Annotated in this window: 11 protein-coding genes and 3 pseudogenes; 9 read left to right on the forward strand and 5 right to left on the reverse strand. The window is 59.7% G+C overall.

The window, feature by feature from the left end; translation table 11 throughout:
• Positions 1–11 precede the first annotated feature (11 nt).
• On the forward strand, positions 12–500 hold the full coding sequence (locus ACFLEY_RS48365; protein ID WP_309142184.1) for a hypothetical protein: 489 nt from the start codon (positions 12–14) through the stop codon (positions 498–500).
• A gap of 32 nt (positions 501–532) precedes the next feature.
• Here the strand turns inward: ACFLEY_RS48365 and ACFLEY_RS48370 are convergent, their stop codons facing one another.
• Entirely contained in the window at positions 533–838 is a 306-nt protein-coding gene (locus ACFLEY_RS48370; RefSeq protein ID WP_038975279.1) for a hypothetical protein, read from the reverse strand.
• Between the two features lie 408 nt (positions 839–1,246).
• Here ACFLEY_RS48370 and ACFLEY_RS48375 point away from each other — a divergent pair, with 408 nt between their 5' ends.
• Positions 1,247–2,581: an IS5 family transposase gene (locus ACFLEY_RS48375; protein WP_060909258.1), complete on the forward strand. Its 1,335-nt coding sequence runs from the start codon at positions 1,247–1,249 to the stop codon at positions 2,579–2,581.
• Positions 2,582–3,709: 1,128 nt separating this feature from the next.
• Here ACFLEY_RS48375 and ACFLEY_RS48380 read toward each other — a convergent pair.
• Positions 3,710–4,488 (reverse strand): annotated as a pseudogene (locus ACFLEY_RS48380) (transposase); the annotation flags it as partial.
• Positions 4,489–4,645: 157 nt separating this feature from the next.
• On the opposite strand from ACFLEY_RS48380, the gene ACFLEY_RS48385 reads away from it, so the two are divergent.
• From ACFLEY_RS48385 to ACFLEY_RS48395, 3 genes are all read left to right on the forward strand, one after another.
• Positions 4,646–5,686 (forward strand): IS110 family transposase, encoded by a 1,041-nt coding sequence (locus tag ACFLEY_RS48385; RefSeq protein WP_396605030.1) that lies wholly within the window; start codon positions 4,646–4,648, stop codon positions 5,684–5,686.
• A gap of 466 nt (positions 5,687–6,152) precedes the next feature.
• Complete coding sequence (locus ACFLEY_RS48390; protein ID WP_082757289.1) at positions 6,153–6,434, forward strand: hypothetical protein; 282 nt, start codon at positions 6,153–6,155, stop codon at positions 6,432–6,434.
• 73 nt (positions 6,435–6,507) lie between these two features.
• Positions 6,508–6,687: a hypothetical protein gene (locus ACFLEY_RS48395; RefSeq protein WP_060913195.1), complete on the forward strand. Its 180-nt coding sequence runs from the start codon at positions 6,508–6,510 to the stop codon at positions 6,685–6,687.
• Positions 6,688–7,878: 1,191 nt separating this feature from the next.
• Here ACFLEY_RS48395 and ACFLEY_RS48400 read toward each other — a convergent pair.
• A pseudogene (locus tag ACFLEY_RS48400) lies at positions 7,879–7,994 on the reverse strand (MBL fold metallo-hydrolase); the annotation flags it as partial.
• A 197-nt stretch (positions 7,995–8,191) separates the two neighbouring features.
• On the opposite strand from ACFLEY_RS48400, the pseudogene ACFLEY_RS48405 reads away from it, so the two are divergent.
• A pseudogene (locus ACFLEY_RS48405) lies at positions 8,192–9,025 on the forward strand (MFS transporter); the annotation flags it as partial.
• A gap of 171 nt (positions 9,026–9,196) precedes the next feature.
• Here the strand turns inward: ACFLEY_RS48405 and ACFLEY_RS48410 are convergent.
• A protein-coding gene (locus tag ACFLEY_RS48410) for an IS3 family transposase (protein ID WP_244433177.1) occupies positions 9,197–10,410 on the reverse strand; the annotation gives its coding sequence in 2 pieces (ribosomal slippage) (positions 9,197–10,134 and positions 10,134–10,410; 1,215 coding nt in all).
• A gap of 125 nt (positions 10,411–10,535) precedes the next feature.
• Here ACFLEY_RS48410 and ACFLEY_RS48415 point away from each other — a divergent pair.
• Positions 10,536–11,665 (forward strand): IS3-like element ISRj2 family transposase gene (locus ACFLEY_RS48415; protein ID WP_086023025.1). Its coding sequence is split into 2 segments (ribosomal slippage): positions 10,536–10,788 and positions 10,788–11,665, totalling 1,131 coding nucleotides; the frame shifts between segments, so codons are not numbered across the junction.
• 301 nt (positions 11,666–11,966) lie between these two features.
• Here ACFLEY_RS48415 and ACFLEY_RS48420 read toward each other — a convergent pair.
• Entirely contained in the window at positions 11,967–13,241 is a 1,275-nt protein-coding gene (locus ACFLEY_RS48420) for a glycosyltransferase family 4 protein (RefSeq protein WP_049807991.1), read from the reverse strand.
• A gap of 524 nt (positions 13,242–13,765) precedes the next feature.
• Between ACFLEY_RS48420 and ACFLEY_RS48425 the strand changes: the two genes are divergently transcribed.
• Together ACFLEY_RS48425 and ACFLEY_RS48430 are read left to right on the forward strand one after the other, a co-directional pair.
• Positions 13,766–14,641: a hypothetical protein gene (locus ACFLEY_RS48425; protein WP_028153754.1), complete on the forward strand. Its 876-nt coding sequence runs from the start codon at positions 13,766–13,768 to the stop codon at positions 14,639–14,641.
• Between the two features lie 27 nt (positions 14,642–14,668).
• On the forward strand, positions 14,669–17,149 hold the full coding sequence (locus ACFLEY_RS48430; protein ID WP_208089652.1) for a glycosyltransferase family 2 protein: 2,481 nt from the start codon (positions 14,669–14,671) through the stop codon (positions 17,147–17,149).
• The last annotated feature ends 2 nt before the right edge of the window (positions 17,150–17,151 follow it).

Raw genomic sequence — 17,151 nt, forward strand, 5'->3', positions numbered from 1 at the left:
CAAAATCAGCCATAGCTCATACGCGGAAAGCCTTCACCCGCAACGGCCACAACTGGGTAGAACGGTTCTCTGCCATTGCGGGCGCCTTCAACATCCCGGGGCAGGCAATCGTCGATGGTGAGGTGGTCGTTATCCATGAGGAGCGCACCAACTTCTCCGAGCTGCAGGCCGATCTCGGGAGAGGCGACCAAGACCGTTTAATCTACTTCGCCTTCGACTTGCTGTGGCTCGATGGCCAGGACCTCCGGAAAATGTCGCAGCTTGCGCGCAAGGGGCTGCTGAAGGAGCTGATAGACGGAAATAACCTGAAGGAGCCCATCTTCTACAGCGAGCATCACGAGGGCGACGGGCAGGAGCTGTTCGAGGCGGCGAGCCGGTTGAACTATGAGGGCATCGTCTCGAAGCGCGTAGATGCGCCGTACCGATCGGACCGGGTTGAGGCCTGGCACAAAATCAAAACCGTCCAGCGCGAGAAATTCCCAGAAAATCTGCGCGTCTGACGGCTGCCGCGACCATAGCGCTGCGGTTTTGATCACTGCACCTTTTGTCCGAGGTCTCTCAGGAGCGCGTGGAGAAAGTCACTGGCATGGTCGTATCGCGCGTTGCCATCCGTGAGTTGACGGGCGCGCGGCTCCATTAAGCGGCCAACGGTTTCGGAACCGAGCAGCTCAACTCTGTCCGACCACTGCAGCAGCAAACTATCGGGGATGTCTTCCGCAGATCCGAATAGCTTCAGAAGGCAATGTTCGCCCTCGAGTTTATGGTCATGATGAGCCTTGGCCGCATAGAAAGCGAACAACCCGCGAAAGGCATCACGGGAAACGGCAGGTTTTCCCATCGCAATGTCCCTAAAAAATTAAGACTCTCAATGGGAGCCAGTCTGAAGCCCTCGTGCGGAAAAGCCAGCAAAAAAGTCAGTTTCGCACTGCACCCGTGTCAAGAGTAGAGGCCGCCAGTTGGGCGGCCTCCGTCTTTCATTACGCTGATCAAAATCGCGCTTAAATCGGCCGTCGCAGCGTTGCATCGAGGCGACGGTGAATACCAGCCCCGATCCCGGGAGGACGGGCGAAGTGGTCGTCCGTGAAGAATGCAGATCGGCCTGAGAGATAGGCAGAAGTTGTCTCGATAAAGTATTCGATTTTGCAGGAAAGCCGGGTGTTGGGCCGCGGTTTCTTGCGTTTTGGGATTTTGCTTTCGAGCGATTCGTGATTCCCTGACGGACGGGTCATCGGCATTGGGGACGGCGATGAGCAAACCGCGGGATGATCGCCAGAAAGACCTGTTGCTTCCGGCGCTCGATCAAATCATCGACATGGGCCACCCGCTGGTGCGGTTGGCGGCGCTGATCGACTGGAAGTTTCTGGATGACCGCTTTGGTTCGGTGTGCCAAACCGGGCCGGGGCAGCCTGGCCTACCGACGCGGCTTGTCGCCGGCCTGTTCATTCTGAAGCACATGCACAATCTCTCGGATGAGGTGCTGTGCGCCCGCTGGATCGAGAACCCTTATTACCAATACTTCTGCGGCGAGTTAAGCTTCTGCCACCGGCTGCCGTTCGATCGATCGTCGATGACGCGCTGGCGCCAGCGGCTCGGCGAGGAGCAGCTCGTCGCGTTGATCCAGGAAAGTCTGTCGGTGGCACACAAGACTGGCGCCATCGGTCCCAAGGACCTGGAGCGAGTGGTGGTCGATACCACGGTGCAGCCCAAGGCCGTTGCCCATCCGACCGACGCGCGGCTGATGCATCGGGCCATCACCAAGCTCGTCGGGCTTGCCAAGCGCAACCGTGTGCCGCTGCGCCAGAGCTATCTGCGCCTGGCCAAGCGCGCCGCCATCATGGTCGGCCGCTATACCCACGCTCACCAGTTCAAGCGCGCCCGGCGCCAACTCAAGTTCCTGCGGACGCGGCTTGGCCGGATCATCCGCGACATCCGCCGCAAGATTGATGGCGATGCGGCGCTGGAAGCGCGCTTCGGCCCGCTGCTCGATCTGGCGCAGCGGGTGCGCAGCCAGGATCAGCATCAGCGCGGCCCCAAGGTCTATGCGTTGCATGCGCCGGAGGTCGAGTGCATCGGCAAGGGCAAAGCCCGCGCGCCTTACGAGTTCGGCTGCAAGGTCAGTATCGCCACCCCCGTGACGTCCCCGAAGGGTGGACAGTTCGTGCTCCATACCAAGGCGCTGCACGGCAATCCCTTTGACGGCCACACGCTCGGCCCCGTGGTCGCCGACATGGAGAAGCTCACCGGCGTGGAGGCTCGTCGTATCCACGTCGACAAAGGGTACCGTGGCCACAACTACCCGCACCGGTTCAGAGTCTGGATCTCGGGTCAGGTTCGCCGCGTCACGGCTTCCATCCGGAGCGAGATGAAGCCTCGCGCGGCTGTCGAACCCGTCATCGGTCACGTCAAGGCCGAGCACCGCATGGACCGCAACTATCTCAAAGGCAGCGTCGGTGACCGCATCAACGCCGTCCTCGCCGCGGCCGGCTACAACTTCGGCCTGCTCCTGCGATGGCTCGCAGAACTCTTGCGTGCCATCATCCGCGCCTTCGCCGAAACTGTCCCGGCTCAAAAGATCGCTTAAATCAGCGCTCGTCCGCGTTCTTCACGGAGGACGAAGTGGCTTACCTCTGCCCAACAAGATCTGACAAAGTTTCCGGGAAAAAAATGCAAGGTCTCCTCAGACGCTGCGCCTGCTCAAAGCGTTCCCGAAAAGTTAGGCTAGGACGCGGGGCGCTCGGTGATGTCGTACGAGAGGGGCAGGCGGGAAGCAACTGGAGATCGCGGCAAAGGCCCGGGCGGACAAATAGATCTGCACCCTGCTGTTCGAACGGCTCTTATCTCGTGGCAAATGGAAGCTGCTAGTCGGACACGGCGCAACGACAGAGTGCCAAGCTGAGCTTTTTCGACGGACGATCACCACGTCCGGCGGTCAAGACGCAAGCCGCAATGATCGTAACGGAAAATCTTAAGGACTTTCCGGCGACAGTTCTTCCCGACTTGAATATGGAGGTAAAATCCGCCGACGCTTTCATTGCGGATACCACACTCGACGAAGCTCGCGAGCCGTTGCAGCCATTCGGCGTATGCGCGAACGCTTCAAAAAACCGGACATGACGCCAGCCGAGCTATTGCTCGTGATGGAAGCCGCGGGACTGATCGAGACGGTTGACCTGCTAAGGCCACACGTCGAATCGCTCTAGCCGATTGACAGCGATGATCGTCATGGACGATTGAGTAATTTAACTGGACTGGGCTTTCGTTAGCTGAGATTCTGACGTGAAACCTTCTTCGGATATTCCATAATGAAGGTTATGCGAATAAATAAAGCTTATTGGACTCAATGATTTACGCGTCATCTGCGCCGCGTCAAAAGTCGAGTCCAGCCCCGACCGACCTTCCTTAGGACGCGTTCGTTTGTCTTCGCCGTACAGTGTCCCGCTGGCGCCGGTTTCGGTCGCGCTTGCGCCGAACTAGCGCTATCGAAGGCATCGGTGACAGAGTCGTGGCCAGCGTCGGCTCCTCGACGGCGCGGACGGGAGTTAACTCCGTTGCTTGGGCGGGTGCGGACCGCGCCTCCATAATCTCGAGAACCGAGCGCCCCTTGTCTGTGACACGCCAGCCGCCGTTCATCCGCTTGATGATACCTTTTGATGGAGCTTCTGATCGTGGTCGAGGGAGCATCTCGTCGGCGTGGACTGGGTCGGCGCCTGTGCTCGGTATCAACGGCGACCTGCACGTTGTAGCCGACGACCCCGGAGCCGCGGCCGCTCGTCGCCATCGAACGGCCGTCGGAATCGGTCAGCGAGATTTGCTGGTCAGGCGAAGCGCGCATCTGCTTCTCGTAGACGGCAAGCTTGCCCATTTCGTCCTTCAGCTTCGTCAGCTTCTCCTTAAGCCTCGACACCTTTGCAGCCAGCGCCTCCGTCGGCTCTTGCCGATCGGCCGTGTCGAGCTGGCTCAAATATCGCGCCACACTCTCCCCAACTGGGCACGCCGCCGCTCCACCTTTGCCCGCGTAAAGTTCTTGTCCCGGTTGTTGACGGCCTTGAACTTGCTGCCATCGATGGCGACGCTCGCCGTGGCGAGAAGGCCCATGTCACGGCAAAGCTCGACGAAGCGCGCGCAGACCTTGCGCAGCGCCAAGCCGTTGTCCTTGCGGAAGTCCGCGATCGTCTTGTGATCTGGAGCAAGCCGACCCAACAGCCACATCACCTCGACATTGCGTCCGGCCTCTCTTTCCAGCCGCCGGCCCGACTGAACCCGGTTCAGGTAGCCGTAAATGTAAAGCTTAAGGAGAACCGAGGGATGGTACGACGGCCGACCCGTCGCCGCTGGCTTCACTCCCTCAAAGCTCATCTCGGCCAATTCGAGAGTTTCGACAAACACATCGATCACCCGAACCGGATTGCTCTCGTCAATGAAATCATCGAGGCATTCAGGCAACAGCGTCCATTGCCCACGATCCGCCTCTTCAACGAAGCGTCTCATCGATTCCTCCCGCAGAATCACGAGAGAATCCTAACAGGGCACGGCGTTTTCACACATGGGGTAATTCCGGGCTCGAGCCATACTCAGGCTTTGGGAATCAGCTCTCTTGGAATCGACGAGGCCCTCCCTCAGGGCCTTGCAATGAAGGAGAGAGGTAATGGAACACTATGTCGGATTAGACGTATCGCTGAAACTGACTTCGATCTGCGTCGTCGATCGGGCAGGAAAGGTCGAGCGCGAAGGAGTGGTTGCTTCTGCCCCGGAGGCGATCGCGACGTTCATCAAATTGCATGCGCCACACGTCGTTCGGATTGGACTCGAGACCGGAGCAACACCGACATGGTTGTGGACCGAGCTGGATAAGATGGGGTTGCCCATCGTCTGCATTGACGCCAGGCATGCGAAGGCGGTTCTGAAGATGCAGATCAACAAGAGCGACCGAAATGACGCTGCGGGCATAGCCCGTATCATGCAATGTGGTTGGTACAAGGAGGTTTGCGTCAAAGATCTCGATAGTCATGCGACCAAAGCTCTTCTCGTCAGTCGAGCTCTGCTCGTCAAGGTCAAGCGGGATATCGAAAATCAAATCCGGGGGCTCCTCAAGAATCTTGGCCTCGTCATCGGACGAGCAAAGATGAATATGTTTGCTGTGCGCGCCGCGCAGTTGGCCGAAGATCGGTCAGAGCTTTTTGCCGCGGTAGATCCACTGCTGAAGGCACGCGAGGCCATCGAGCAACAGATTGTGGACCTTGACCGCAAGGTGCTGCGGCTGGCTCGCAATAATGCTCAGGTGCGTGGGTTCATGACGGCTCCTGGCATCGGCCCGGTCACGGCCCTTTGCTTCCTTGCGACGATCGATGACCCCGCTCGCTTCAAGAGATCACGAAGCGTCGGAGCCTACGCAGGGCTAACGACCCGCCGATACGCATCCGGCGAGATTGACTGGACGGGCCGAATCTCGAAATGCGGCGATAAGATGCTGCGAGGTTACCTCTACGAGGCGGCCAATGTGCTGCTCACACGCGTAGCAAAATGGTCAGCACTCAAGGCGTGGGGCATTCGGCTTGCGAAACGAAGCGGGCTACGCAAAGCCAAGGTTGCGGTTGCCCGCAAACTTGCCGTCATTCTGCATCGGATGTGGATCGATGGTACCGAATTCAAATGGTCATCAAAGGATGCTGCTGGGCAACCTGTATAAAGGATAACGAGTTCCCGCCGACCAGCGGGAGCGAACGTCCCTGCCGGGACGCTGGCGTTGGTGAGATCGCCCCTGGCTTTGCGACGCTCGAAAGAGCAAAGCGCGCTTCACACATTGATCCGCCAGCGTCATCTTACGCCATCATGCGGAGGGCACGCCCCTACCGCGGAGAGAACCATGGACCCGGCAAGGATGTTCAAGGAGAGCTTGACCCCACGCCCGGAATTAGAGAACAGCCAGGGTCAAAAGGCGAAGAACTCAGCGTGAGCAAATCTCGTCCGCTACGCCCCAGCGGCGCGCCCGAGCTCGACGCTTTTCGAACAGCCAATCGCATTGACCGTTATGTGCAGCGATCGACATCGCCCGCGTGTAGTCCATCTTGCGGCGCAACTACGGAACAACGTTACATCTGCGAGATTCGCGGAACGAAAGGGATCGTCAGTCTTTCTGACTTTGGGAGACGCCCATGACATCTCAGGCCGTAGATGGTGCGTGCGCGTTCGCGTGGCGGAACTACTTGCTGCTCCACAGCGGCATCAGCGAGAACGACGACAGGTGTTCCGCCCTCTATCGCTACGTCGCCCATCTTCGCGATACCGGCGAAGATGATTTCGATCTCTTGCAAATAGCGGCAGTTGCCTATTTGAGAAAACTCGACGAATTGCATGACGACCGATGTGCGAGACTCGCGGCAGATCAAGTTTTGGCCGAGTTTTCAGCGTCACGCAGTGCACAACCTGACACGTAGCTTTAGGCCATAACACCAGAGCGAAGGAGCGAACAGCAATGCAAACCGCTTCGCGCGCGACTCACAACGGGGCATGACCGCAGTGACAACAATCGGCATGAATGCCTTGAAGCCGATTATGCACATTCAGGTCTCAATGCTGAGGATGTGGGCCAACAGCATCAAGAGGTTCGCGGGCAATTACGAAAAGGGGTTGGAAGAAACCACGACCACTGTCGGGGGGCAGTCAGACAAGGAGGAACGCGCCGCGTAAACTAACGCGAATTATTAGGCGGAGTCCGAGTTGGGTCAAAATGCGAAGAACTCAACGTAAGCAAATCTAGCCCGCCATGCCTTACTGAGCGGACCTCAACGAGGTGCGCGGCTACTTCGCTGATGTGCCAACAGGGGAAACGCGGCTTGACCCGTTCACTGAACAAGCACGTCCTCATGGCGTCCGGCGCGGCCGGGGCCTGGAATGCCTCATTAGCGGAAAAGCCGACGCCGGTTTGGAACGGCGACGGCTTCTTCTTTACGCGCTCAGACGGACGGCCGCGGCTACCCGCCGCGTCGCATGAAGGAAACGGTTAGCGGGCGCTGCGACGCCATCAATTGGAGGACGCTCCTGTTTGAGCAACTCATCGACTAGACGTTCGAGATAGGGCGGCAGAGGCGAGGCTTCGAGAGATAAATTCTGTTGCAATCTGTCACCCACCTCGTCACAGATCGAGCGGGCAGTCTTATGGTCGATGTGGTCCGATATTCGATTGGTCGTTTCCATATCCCGACCTTTCGATTAGGCCCCACGTTCACTCCGAAGAAGAAGCGAGTGCGGCCGGCGTTCGAGCGGTAGGAGTAAGGCCGTGTTGGTCGTATGATCCAAGATGCTCTTAACCGAATTGAAAATGGAGTCGTCGAACTGCAGATGATCGTTCTTCACATCGAAGTCGAGAATGGTGTTGGCACCAGACTCAGGCCGGAAAACAAATTGATCGGGCCCCTTGCCTCCAGCCAGGATGTCGCCTTTACCGCCGATCAGTGCACGTCAGTGCCTTTGCCGCCATATGCAACAGCATGGCCTGCAGATCCGTCGAGCGCGCTCTTCCCGTTATCGCCCCACAAGATGGTGTTTGAGCCGGCTTTATAGGTGAAGGAAGGATCAAAAACGGAAAACGTCAGGGTGGAGGTGTCGCTACCGCCATGACCATCAACCGTTGTGTAGGTGAAGGTATCCTGAGCAAAAATCTGTGACGGCAGGGCTTTAGCTGTAGCGACATAACGCGTCGTAGCCCAAAGCTTACCCCTGAGCTAAAAGTGCGAATTGGGTGGTGCGTCCGGACGGGTTCTGAACGGCCGACCTCCGCCATGTCACAGCGGCGCTGCTACCAACTGAGCTGCGGACGCGGGCCGGTATCGACTCTCTGACGCCTACGTCGCTGGCGTTTACCCCAGCGGCCGATCTCCGGCTCTTTCCCTTCCAATTCACATATTGCCCCTCGTCCTCGCAGATCAGGCACGAGACAGGTGGATCTCCGCTGTCTGAAATCGGGCGCCGCAGGTTTCGCAGGTCCAGAGAGGCATGGCCATGATCCAGGAGAAGCAAGGGGCACCCACGAGATGACGCCGTAACCATCCCATCGCAGAGGCGGAGGAACCACCGCGATTGGCCCATGTTATCCTCTGGTCCACCCCCGCGCCAATTGGCTGGTCATGTCATCGCAGCTTGTCAGCCCTGCGTGTACGGGACCACATTCTGTCGGAAGTCGTTCAGCGTCTCGATGGCATCGCGCTCCCCTCCCCGCCTCTGGCCCCTCTACGCAGTCAACTTCTTCATGGCCGACATGCAGTCGGGCATCGGACCGTTCGTCGGCGTGTTCCTCCAGGAGCGCGGCTGGGCGACCGGACTGATCGGCACCGCGCTGACGATCGGCAACGTCGCCGGCATGCTGGTCACAACGCCGATCGGCGGCTTCATCGATTCGAGCCGCAACAAGCGCCTGTGGGCCGTCATTCCCGGCATCTGCGTGGTGCTTGCGTCCGCGATCATCCTGATCTCGCAAAGTTTCTGGGCGGTCACGTTGTCGCAAGTAGCGCAATCGCTCGCGAGCGCCGCGATCGTGCCGGCGGTCACAGGCATCACGCTCGGCATCGCCAGGCAAAAGGGCTTCAATGCGTTGAACGGCCGCAACCAGGCCTTCAACCACGCCGGCAACATGGTGGGCGCGGCGCTGTCGGGCTATCTCGGCTACAAGTTCGGCTACGTCGCCGTATTCGTGCTTGCGGCGGTATTCGGCGCCATCGCGATTGCCTGCGTGCTGATGATCCCGGCCAACTCCATCGACGATCGCCAGGCCCGCGGCAGCAAGGAAGACGAGAGCAAGAACCCGCCGGATGGCATGTCCGTCCTCCTAAAGCACAAGCCGCTACTGGTGCTGGCGCTTGCGCTTGCCATCTTCCATCTCGGCAATGCAGCGATCGTGCCGCTCTATGGACTTGCAGCGGTCGCCGAAGGCCAGGCCAACGGACCGAGCTTTGTTGCGACCACCGTGGTGATCGCCCAGGGCGTTATGGTGGTGACCTCGCTGATCGCCATTCGGCGTCTTCCCGCAAGGGCGAGACGTGCAGGTCGTCCGCTGCGGCGATTCGCGCGACCTCGTCCTTCGGCCAGAGAGCTGGCCCCGCAAATTCGGACAGTAGCTTGAGTGGATTGAAATGGACCCGCGGAGCGGGACCGGTTGAACCGGTTTGTTAGTTGGAAACGGATCGCTCCTGATCCCTTTCTATCACGCAGCCAGAGACTCTGTCTGCTGGAATTGCTGTGGGCATGTGGTCAACGCGTCAGCGTTGTCCACCATGTCCACAGCCTGCGCGGCCTGCATCCGTTCGCGCCAGACCGCCATCGGCGTGCGATAGCCGAGGGACTGATGAAGGCGACGATCGTTGTAGAAGGCGATCCAGCTCGCGATCCCTGCCTTGGCCTCGCGGCCGTCGGCATAGCCCTTGAGATAGATGTCCTCATGCTTGAGCGACCGCCACAGCCGCTCGATGAAGACATTGTCCATCCAACGACCGCGGCCATCCATGGAGATCTTGATCCCTGCGCCCACCAACGCGCCGGTGAAGGCCACGCTGGTGAACTGGCTGCCCTGGTCGGTGTTGAAAATCTCCGGCGTGCCGTACGTCGCCAGCGCCTCTTCCAGAGCCGCCACGCAGAACGAGACGTCCATCGTATTCGACAACCGCCACGCCAGAACCGCACGGCTCGCCCAGTCGATGATGGCGACGAGATAGAGAAAGCCGCGGCCGATGGGCAGATACGTGATGTCGGCCGCCCACACCTGGTTCGGCCGGTCGATCGTCATGTTGCGCAGCAGATAGGGATAGATCTTGTGGCCCGGCGCCGGCTTTGTCGTGTTCGGCTTCGGTCCCAGCGCCGCGATGCCCATCTTGCGCATCAACCGCTGCACGCGCTTGCGATTGACCTGAAGCCCCTCAGCCTTCAGCATCGCGGTCATTCGCCGCGAGCCCAGGAATGGCCAGGCGGTGAACAGCTCGTCGATCCGCTGCATCAGGGCAAGGTCGTTGTCGTTGGCCGGCTGTGGCGGCCGGTAGACCCCAGAACGGGCGATGCCAAGCAACATGCATTGCCGGCGGATCGACAGCGCCTGGTCGGCGCGATCGAGCATTCCTCGACGGTCCGGCGTGCTCATCTTCCGGACCTCCGCGCTAAAAAATCGCGCTCGACTGTCAGTTGTCCAATCTTGGCGTGCAGCTTCTCGATCTCGCGTTCGCGCGTTTCCTCGCTCTCGCGCCCGACACCCGCGTCAAAAGCCCGGGCCGCCTGGTCCAGCAGCTGCTTCTTCCAGGCATAGATCTGGTTCGGGTGAACCTCATAGCGCTGGGCCAGATCGGCCACCGTCGCCTGCTCCCGCACCGCTTCCAGCGCGATCTTTGCCTTCAACGCCGCGTCGATCTTCCGTCGTGTCTTCTTCGTCATCATGCCCTCCGTCTATCAAACGGAGCGGCCCTTTTCCAACTTAGCCTCTGGTCCCAAAACCGGGGTCCATTTCAGATTTTCTGCCTGACAGCGGCGAGGATTCTTGCTGCGAATCAGGAGCGAAGATGACGAAGAAGAGCCGCCGGACGCATTCTCCGGCATTCAAGGCGAAGGTTGCTTTGGCTGCGGTCAAAGGCGACAAGACACTGGCGGAGCTGGCGCAGCTGTTTGATGTTCATCCGAACCAGATCACGATCTGGAAAAACCAGCTCCTGGAAGGCGCCGCCGGCGTGTTTGGGCATGACAAGACATCGGCCGAGACGCCGGTCGATTTGAAGGCGTTACATGCCAAGATCGGCGAGCTGGCGTTGGAAAACGATTTTTTGTCCGGCGCGCTCACCAAGGCGGGCCTGCTGAGCGCAAAGCGATGATCGACCGCGGTCATGATCTTTCTATCGTGCGCCAGGCGAAGGTCCTGAAGCTGGCTCGCAGCACGGTCTACTATGAACCTCGGCCAGTTTCGGCCGAGGACCTTGCCTTGATGCGTCGGCTCGATGAGCTGCATCTCGATTATCCCTTCGCGGGAGCGCGTATGCTGCGATCGTTGCTGCGGCGGGAGGGCGTATACGCCGGTCGCCGCCACATCGCGACGCTGATGAAGCGCATGGGGATCGAGGCGGTCTATCGTCGCCCGAACACGAGCAAGCCGGCTCCGGGTCACAAGATCTACCCGTACCTGTTGCGCGGATTGAAGATCGAGCGGCCCGACCATGCGTGGGCAATGGACATCACCTACATTCCGATGCGGCGTGGCTTCGTCTATCTCGCGGCGGTCGTCGATGTGTTCAGCCGACGGGTCCTGGCCCATCGCGTCTCGATCACAATGGAGGCGGCCTTCTGCGTCGAAGCGGTCCAGGAGGCGTTGGCGAAGCACGGCAGGCCCGAGATTTTCAACACGGATCAGGGCAGCCAGTTCACCAGCCTCGAGTTCACCGATGTGCTGCTGGACGCGAAGATCGCCATCAGCATGGACGGCAAGGGCGCCTGGCGCGACAACGTGTTTGTCGAGCGGCTCTGGCGCACGGTCAAATACGAAGAAGTTTATCTCCGCGCCTACGACAGCGTGTCCGAGGCGCGAGCGTCAATTGCCAAGTATCTGGCCTTCTACAATCAGGGACGCCCTCACTCGAGCCTTGACGGGCGCACGCCCGACGAGGCTTACTTCGGCACGCAAGCTATGGTGATGGCCGCATGACCGTCGCCGACGGTTTTGTCGTCGCTCTGGTCGGGCTACGCCCTCCCGACGCAACGACAAAACCGTAAAGCCCCGCGTTCAGCATAACCCGGCAGGAATCCACTTAAATCCAGCGGGGCGCTGTCCAAACAACCGGGGCCAGCTCTCCTCATCTGGGCCGGCGGCCAAACGTGCCGCCTCTTACGTAGGCCGGACACATGCAAGCCGCCAACTTTTCGCGCATTGCTCAAACAAAACCCTTGCACCGCGGCAGCCATCCACACATGCAGGTCTGGTCAGAAGTGCGGCTCATTCGGCGGCTTTATGCGTCATTGCAACCGGCCGGTGCGTAGACGCAAGTGCCGCCCGGAGGAGGCGCACCCAGTCTTTGATTCAGAAGAAGACGCATCCGCGGCACGCAGACCTGCTCCGCATCATAATGATCAATCACGTGGTGGCGGGCGGCCGCGCGCAGCTCGGAGAACCTTGTTGGCTGCGCCAGCGCTTCAATAATCCGTTCAGCAAGCTCGTCCACCGCGAAAAATGGGACAAGCAAACCGTTGTCGCCGGAGCGGATGATCTCGCGCACCGGCGCCGTGTCAGAACCGATCACTAGGCATCCCGCACTCATCGCTTCCAACATCGACCAGGACAGTACGAAAGGGTAGGTAAAATAGACGTGTGCGGATGATACCTGAAGGGCTGCAATGAAGGTTTCATACGCCACGCCGCCCAGGAAATGTACACGGGATAAGTCGAGGCGATCACGCACCTCAGCAAGGAAGGTTGACTTCCAGGTCGTACCCGTCGGTGGCGGCAGACCGTAGGACACGCCACTCCTGCCGATGATGATGACTTGCGCGTTCGGCCGGCATCTCAAGATCTCCGGCAGCGCCCGCATAAAGATATGGTAGCCCCTCAGCGGCTCGAGATTTCGCGCGACAAACGTCACGACCTCGTCGGAAGGGCGAAGGTACTGGCCATTCGGTAGTGTCAGGCGCGCGTGGGGGTTCGGCCGCATGCGCAAAGTGTCGATGCCCTCATGGATCACGTCGATCTTGCTTTGATAATGTGGGGGAAAGGTGGATTTCTGCCATCTCGTTGGCGAGATCCCCATTTCGCAATCCTCGAGCGCGAGCAGAGTCGTCGCATTCTTCACGTGAAGCCCAATGTGGCCATCAAGTCCGGGCACCGGAAATTCCGGGTCAAACCCGATGTCCCGCCCCTCGGCCCCGTAAAAGAATTCGCAATAAACGAGCAATCGTGCCTTTGGAAAGATGGAGCGCAACGGCAGGGTCTCGCCCCATCCGGGGTGTGCGAGGATCAGATCAGGCGAGAACCCGGACATCTGTAAGCTCGAAAGACTGTACAGCACCTGCTCCGCGCGCCGACACTCTATATCGAAGCGTCGCGCAAACGGATGCGTTCCCGAGATATCAGCTTTTGGAAGTGCATATCGGATCAATTTGACGGATGGAAGCGATCTTGAAGTCGGCGCGCCGACGGCAACAAGTTCAAAGCCAGGCTCCCTGGCTAAGGCAGCCACTATGTTGCGGTACTGAGCCGGAAAATTGTTGTGAACGAACAGAATTTTCATCGGCAAGGTCTGGGCGTGATCAACGCAAATGGGTGCAATCGGCAGTTCCCGATCCTAAACTGCTGTATCACCTTCGGCTCTCCAGGGCTCGAATTGTATTTTGCTGTCACAGATTAGGTGAACATGACAAACGCATGACAGCTTTGGTTGTTTCCCTCCCGTGTTGTGTTTGATAAGCTGCTTACATGCGGTTGGACTGTGAGCATTCTGATGAGTACCAAGCAATCCCACGTCAACTCTGAGTCACAATGCCGCCGTTCCCACTTGATCGACGCCGATGACATCGCTGGCGTTATCGCGCTATTGAGGGGCGAGAATGACAGGCTTCGTCAGATAGCGGAGCTGCTCAGCGCAGAAACTGAATACCTGCGCCAATCTCTGTTGCCGAATTGGTGTCCCCGCCATTCGCTTGAGGGGCCCTTCCTAAGGAGGCCGGTTCGTCGCAGCGACGCTCCGAATCTCAGGCGATCACGCAGGATCGTTAAGGCGAGAAGAAAAATATCTCGTTCATCTGATTGGGGGCAATGATGGCCGATGTTGAGCAGCAGAAAGTCGTAAGCCTAGATCGGGGACTCTTCTTCGTGAGCTACAAGAGTGCGGACGATCTCGCTTCGCCGCCGCGCGTGACGGTTGTACCGACGCGGGGACATGAAGAGCGCATGGCGCTCATCATGCATCCCGACGCAACCGAGCCGACACTTTGGGAGCCGAATGCGGGTCTGATGGTTCGGGTCAACACACCCGGCATGTTGCAGATTCAGGTTGAGCCGATGCGACCCGGGGGATCGCGCGCGGCGATGGTTCGTATCGAACCGATTCAGTCCGGCCGAGCGCCGCTCGCTGCGCAAGGTGAGAGCGCGGCCGTGCATGCAAATGTTGCAGTGGACGGTATCAAGATCCTCGGACACGTCGCAGGTCGCGGCGATGTCGTCGTCGCGTCTAACGCATGGATTGCAGGTCCAACGGCGCCATCGCGCATCGAAGGAATTGCCCTTGAATGGCAGGAGAAGCCGGCGGGTCTCGATATTCGCTATGCGGTCCAATTCCCCATTGGCCAGGCGGGGAGCGGCAAAATGGTGTTGCTCGGGACCTATGCGGGCACGCGTGGACGAGCCTTACCGATTACAGGGGTCGTGCTGCAAATCAGTGGCGCCGGGGGATTCGAGTTCGTGGCGGAAGCGACGTTCTTGAACGCGCCGACCTTGCGCGCCCTCGGCAAACGCGTCGTGCTGTCGGGGCCGACCGGCCGCGAGCCTCTGGTTGGCATTCGCATCGGCATCAACCGGTTAGCAGCCCCGGACAATATCGTCGTTCCCGCAAAACCGTCACCAAAGCCGGTCGGCTCCAGCCGGGTCCGCGTCTTCCGCAGCCGGGCGCGCCAAGAGAGCTCCATCGGCTAGAGGCAATCCGAAATGGAGCCGCGTAGCGTGGGTGAGCGTTCGGCCGGGCTAGACCACCATCGCAAGAATCTCGATGTTTCCTTGCTTGTCGGGCCTCACGCGCATATCGCGCTCGAACGCCTCGCAGCCGAGGCGCTGACTACGCAGGAGTTTGCGACGGCGCACAAATACGCCGATCGACGCATTCGAGTTTCGCCTCCACCAGCAGCTCACTGCTTCGTTCTCCGCGCCGAAGCTGCTTGGAGGCTCGGACTTACCGAAGCTGCGCTGTCCGATCTTGCGCGGGCGCGTCTTGTCGATCCTTATGATGTCGGCGCCAACCGCCGGATGCTGGCGTGGGCCGCCGACGAACGGCGACTGGGCGCAGCCGCTCAACTAATATGCCGCGAAGGCAATCTGGCCATCCTTCGAGCTGCCATCGCGGAGCTGCGGCGTGCCGGGGGCCGTCATTGGGCGGCCTGCTCTGTGTTCGACAATCACGTGACGGGCTGGGTCGCCTGGACCAACGCCCTCTTCGTCGAAGTGAGCCTCGCAACCGAAGACGGCACGCTGACGAGCATTCTCGAACCCAATCCGTTTCACGCGCTGGCGAGCGCAGATGTGCAGGCAACAACCTTCTTGGTTCGGCGGCCACCGTCCACGACAGCTCAAATCGTGACGCTGAGATGCGGCGAAGACGTCGTCCAGGTTCGACGCGTGGCGCCTAACCTCACTTCGACGATGAACCTCCGAGCCGCTCGCGATCCTTCCATTGGAATAGGCCCGAACGTCGACCTGCCGACCGTTATCGTCCCCGTCTATGCAGATGCGCGGGCAACGATCGAATGCTTCGAGAGCCTCGACAAGGCAAGGCGTCCACAAGGAACTGGTAAGGACGCCTTTCAGGTTCTCGCCATCGACGATGCCAGCCCGGAAGTGGAGCTGCAGCGCCATCTGAGCGAGCTTGCGACGAAACGCAAGATTCGTCTCCTCGTAAACCCGGTCAATCTCGGCTTTGTCGGCGCGATCAATCGGGCGCTGAAGGAGATCCAGAGGGGCGACGTAGTACTGCTCAACTCCGATACGCTCGTTCCGCCCGGCTTCGTCGATCGGTTGGCCGACGTGGCGTATTCGGCGCCAAACATCGGAACCGTCACACCACTTTCCAACAACGGCGACATCTTTTCCTTTCCAACGCCGAACGACGTTAATCCGATGCAGCGCTATGACGAGATTGTCGCGATCGATCACGTCGCCAGCGCAACGAATGCAGGGAAAGCGATCGATGTCGCAAGCGGCATCGGATTTTGCCTCTATATTACACGCGCCTGCCTCGACAGTGTGGGCGAGCTCTCGGACAAATTCGATCGCGGTTATCTCGAAGACATCGATCTCTGCCTCCGCGCGCGGACCAACGGCTTCCGGAATGTTTGCGCGCCGTCGGTCTATGTCGGACATCACGGCTCGAAATCTTTTCAAGAGGAGAAGCGAGGTCTCGTGCTTCGCAATCTCAGCTTTTTAGACCAGCGATTCCCAGACTACCGGGAGGAATGCCGCGCCTTTGAAATCGCCGATCCGTTACGGCCGGCGCGCGCCGCGCTTGAGCGTGCGCTGCCATGGCCGGCTGAGCCATCGGTACTAGTTCTCGCGGGCGAGCGGACCTGCCCTGCCGTAACGGACGCGCGAATACGCCATCTCCGCCTGCATGGCGAGCGCACGGTCCTGCTCTCGCGGGACAACAACGTGCTTCATCTCCGAGCTGCCGACGGAGGTTTGCCGCAGACCATGCGTTTGAGGTTCGACGCAGAGGCAAATCTCGCCAGCTCTGGCGACATCCTGAGGCGGCTATCCCCGATGCGTATTGAGATCCTTGAGCCAAACCCGCCGCCGCGGCTCATCGAGCTGATCCGGTGCCTCGATGTTCCGATCGATCGCTGGCTGGTATCAGAGAGCATTGGCGAGATTGGTTCCCTGCCCTCCTGCACAACTCCACTTTTCGTTCCCAGCAAAATGGCAGAGGCCTATGCCCAAAGCAGGTGGCCCGATCGCAAGATCGTGCTGCATGACTGGCCCACATGTTTCCTGACACTGCCGCCGATCTCGGCCAATGATAAATCCCTTGTAATCGTTCCCTCGACGCCAACGCTCGCATCCATGCGCATGATAAAAACATTGGCCGATTGTCTGTGGGGGCGCGAACCATCGCTACCGATCGTTATCGCCGGGGCGACCTGCGGCGATGATCGGCTGATGTCACGGCCCAATATCTTCGTCACGGGCGCGATTACTGCGGACGAACTTGGCAATGTCCTGAGACCGCACAATCCGGGCTGGATCCTCACCGATTTTGAGCAGCCCGTCTTCGGCCATCCTCTCGTCGAGACTGCCAGACAGGCGACGAGGCCAGTCGCCTACCGCGACTGGTCCGGCGGCGCGCTGAAGCCTCGCAAAGGCGACCTTGCCATTTCTGCCATTGCGAACGCGGCAGCGCTTGCCGATCTCGTGGTCGACTGGGTCGCGCGGTCCTGAGC

This window comes from Bradyrhizobium sp. YCK136 (assembly GCF_044570075.1).
Taxonomy (GTDB): Bacteria; Pseudomonadota; Alphaproteobacteria; order Rhizobiales; family Xanthobacteraceae; genus Bradyrhizobium; species Bradyrhizobium diazoefficiens.

Coding starts and splice junctions, on each gene's coding strand:
- ACFLEY_RS48385 (WP_396605030.1), top strand. CDS start 4,646: ATGGAACACTATGTCGGATTAGACGTATCGCTGAAACTGACTTCGATC.
- ACFLEY_RS48425 (WP_028153754.1), top strand. CDS start 13,766: ATGATGGCCGATGTTGAGCAGCAGAAAGTCGTAAGCCTAGATCGGGGA.
- ACFLEY_RS48370 (WP_038975279.1), bottom strand. CDS start 838: ATGGGAAAACCTGCCGTTTCCCGTGATGCCTTTCGCGGGTTGTTCGCT.
- ACFLEY_RS48375 (WP_060909258.1), top strand. CDS start 1,247: ATGAGCAAACCGCGGGATGATCGCCAGAAAGACCTGTTGCTTCCGGCG.
- ACFLEY_RS48390 (WP_082757289.1), top strand. CDS start 6,153: ATGACATCTCAGGCCGTAGATGGTGCGTGCGCGTTCGCGTGGCGGAAC.
- ACFLEY_RS48395 (WP_060913195.1), top strand. CDS start 6,508: ATGACCGCAGTGACAACAATCGGCATGAATGCCTTGAAGCCGATTATG.
- ACFLEY_RS48420 (WP_049807991.1), bottom strand. CDS start 13,241: ATGAAAATTCTGTTCGTTCACAACAATTTTCCGGCTCAGTACCGCAAC.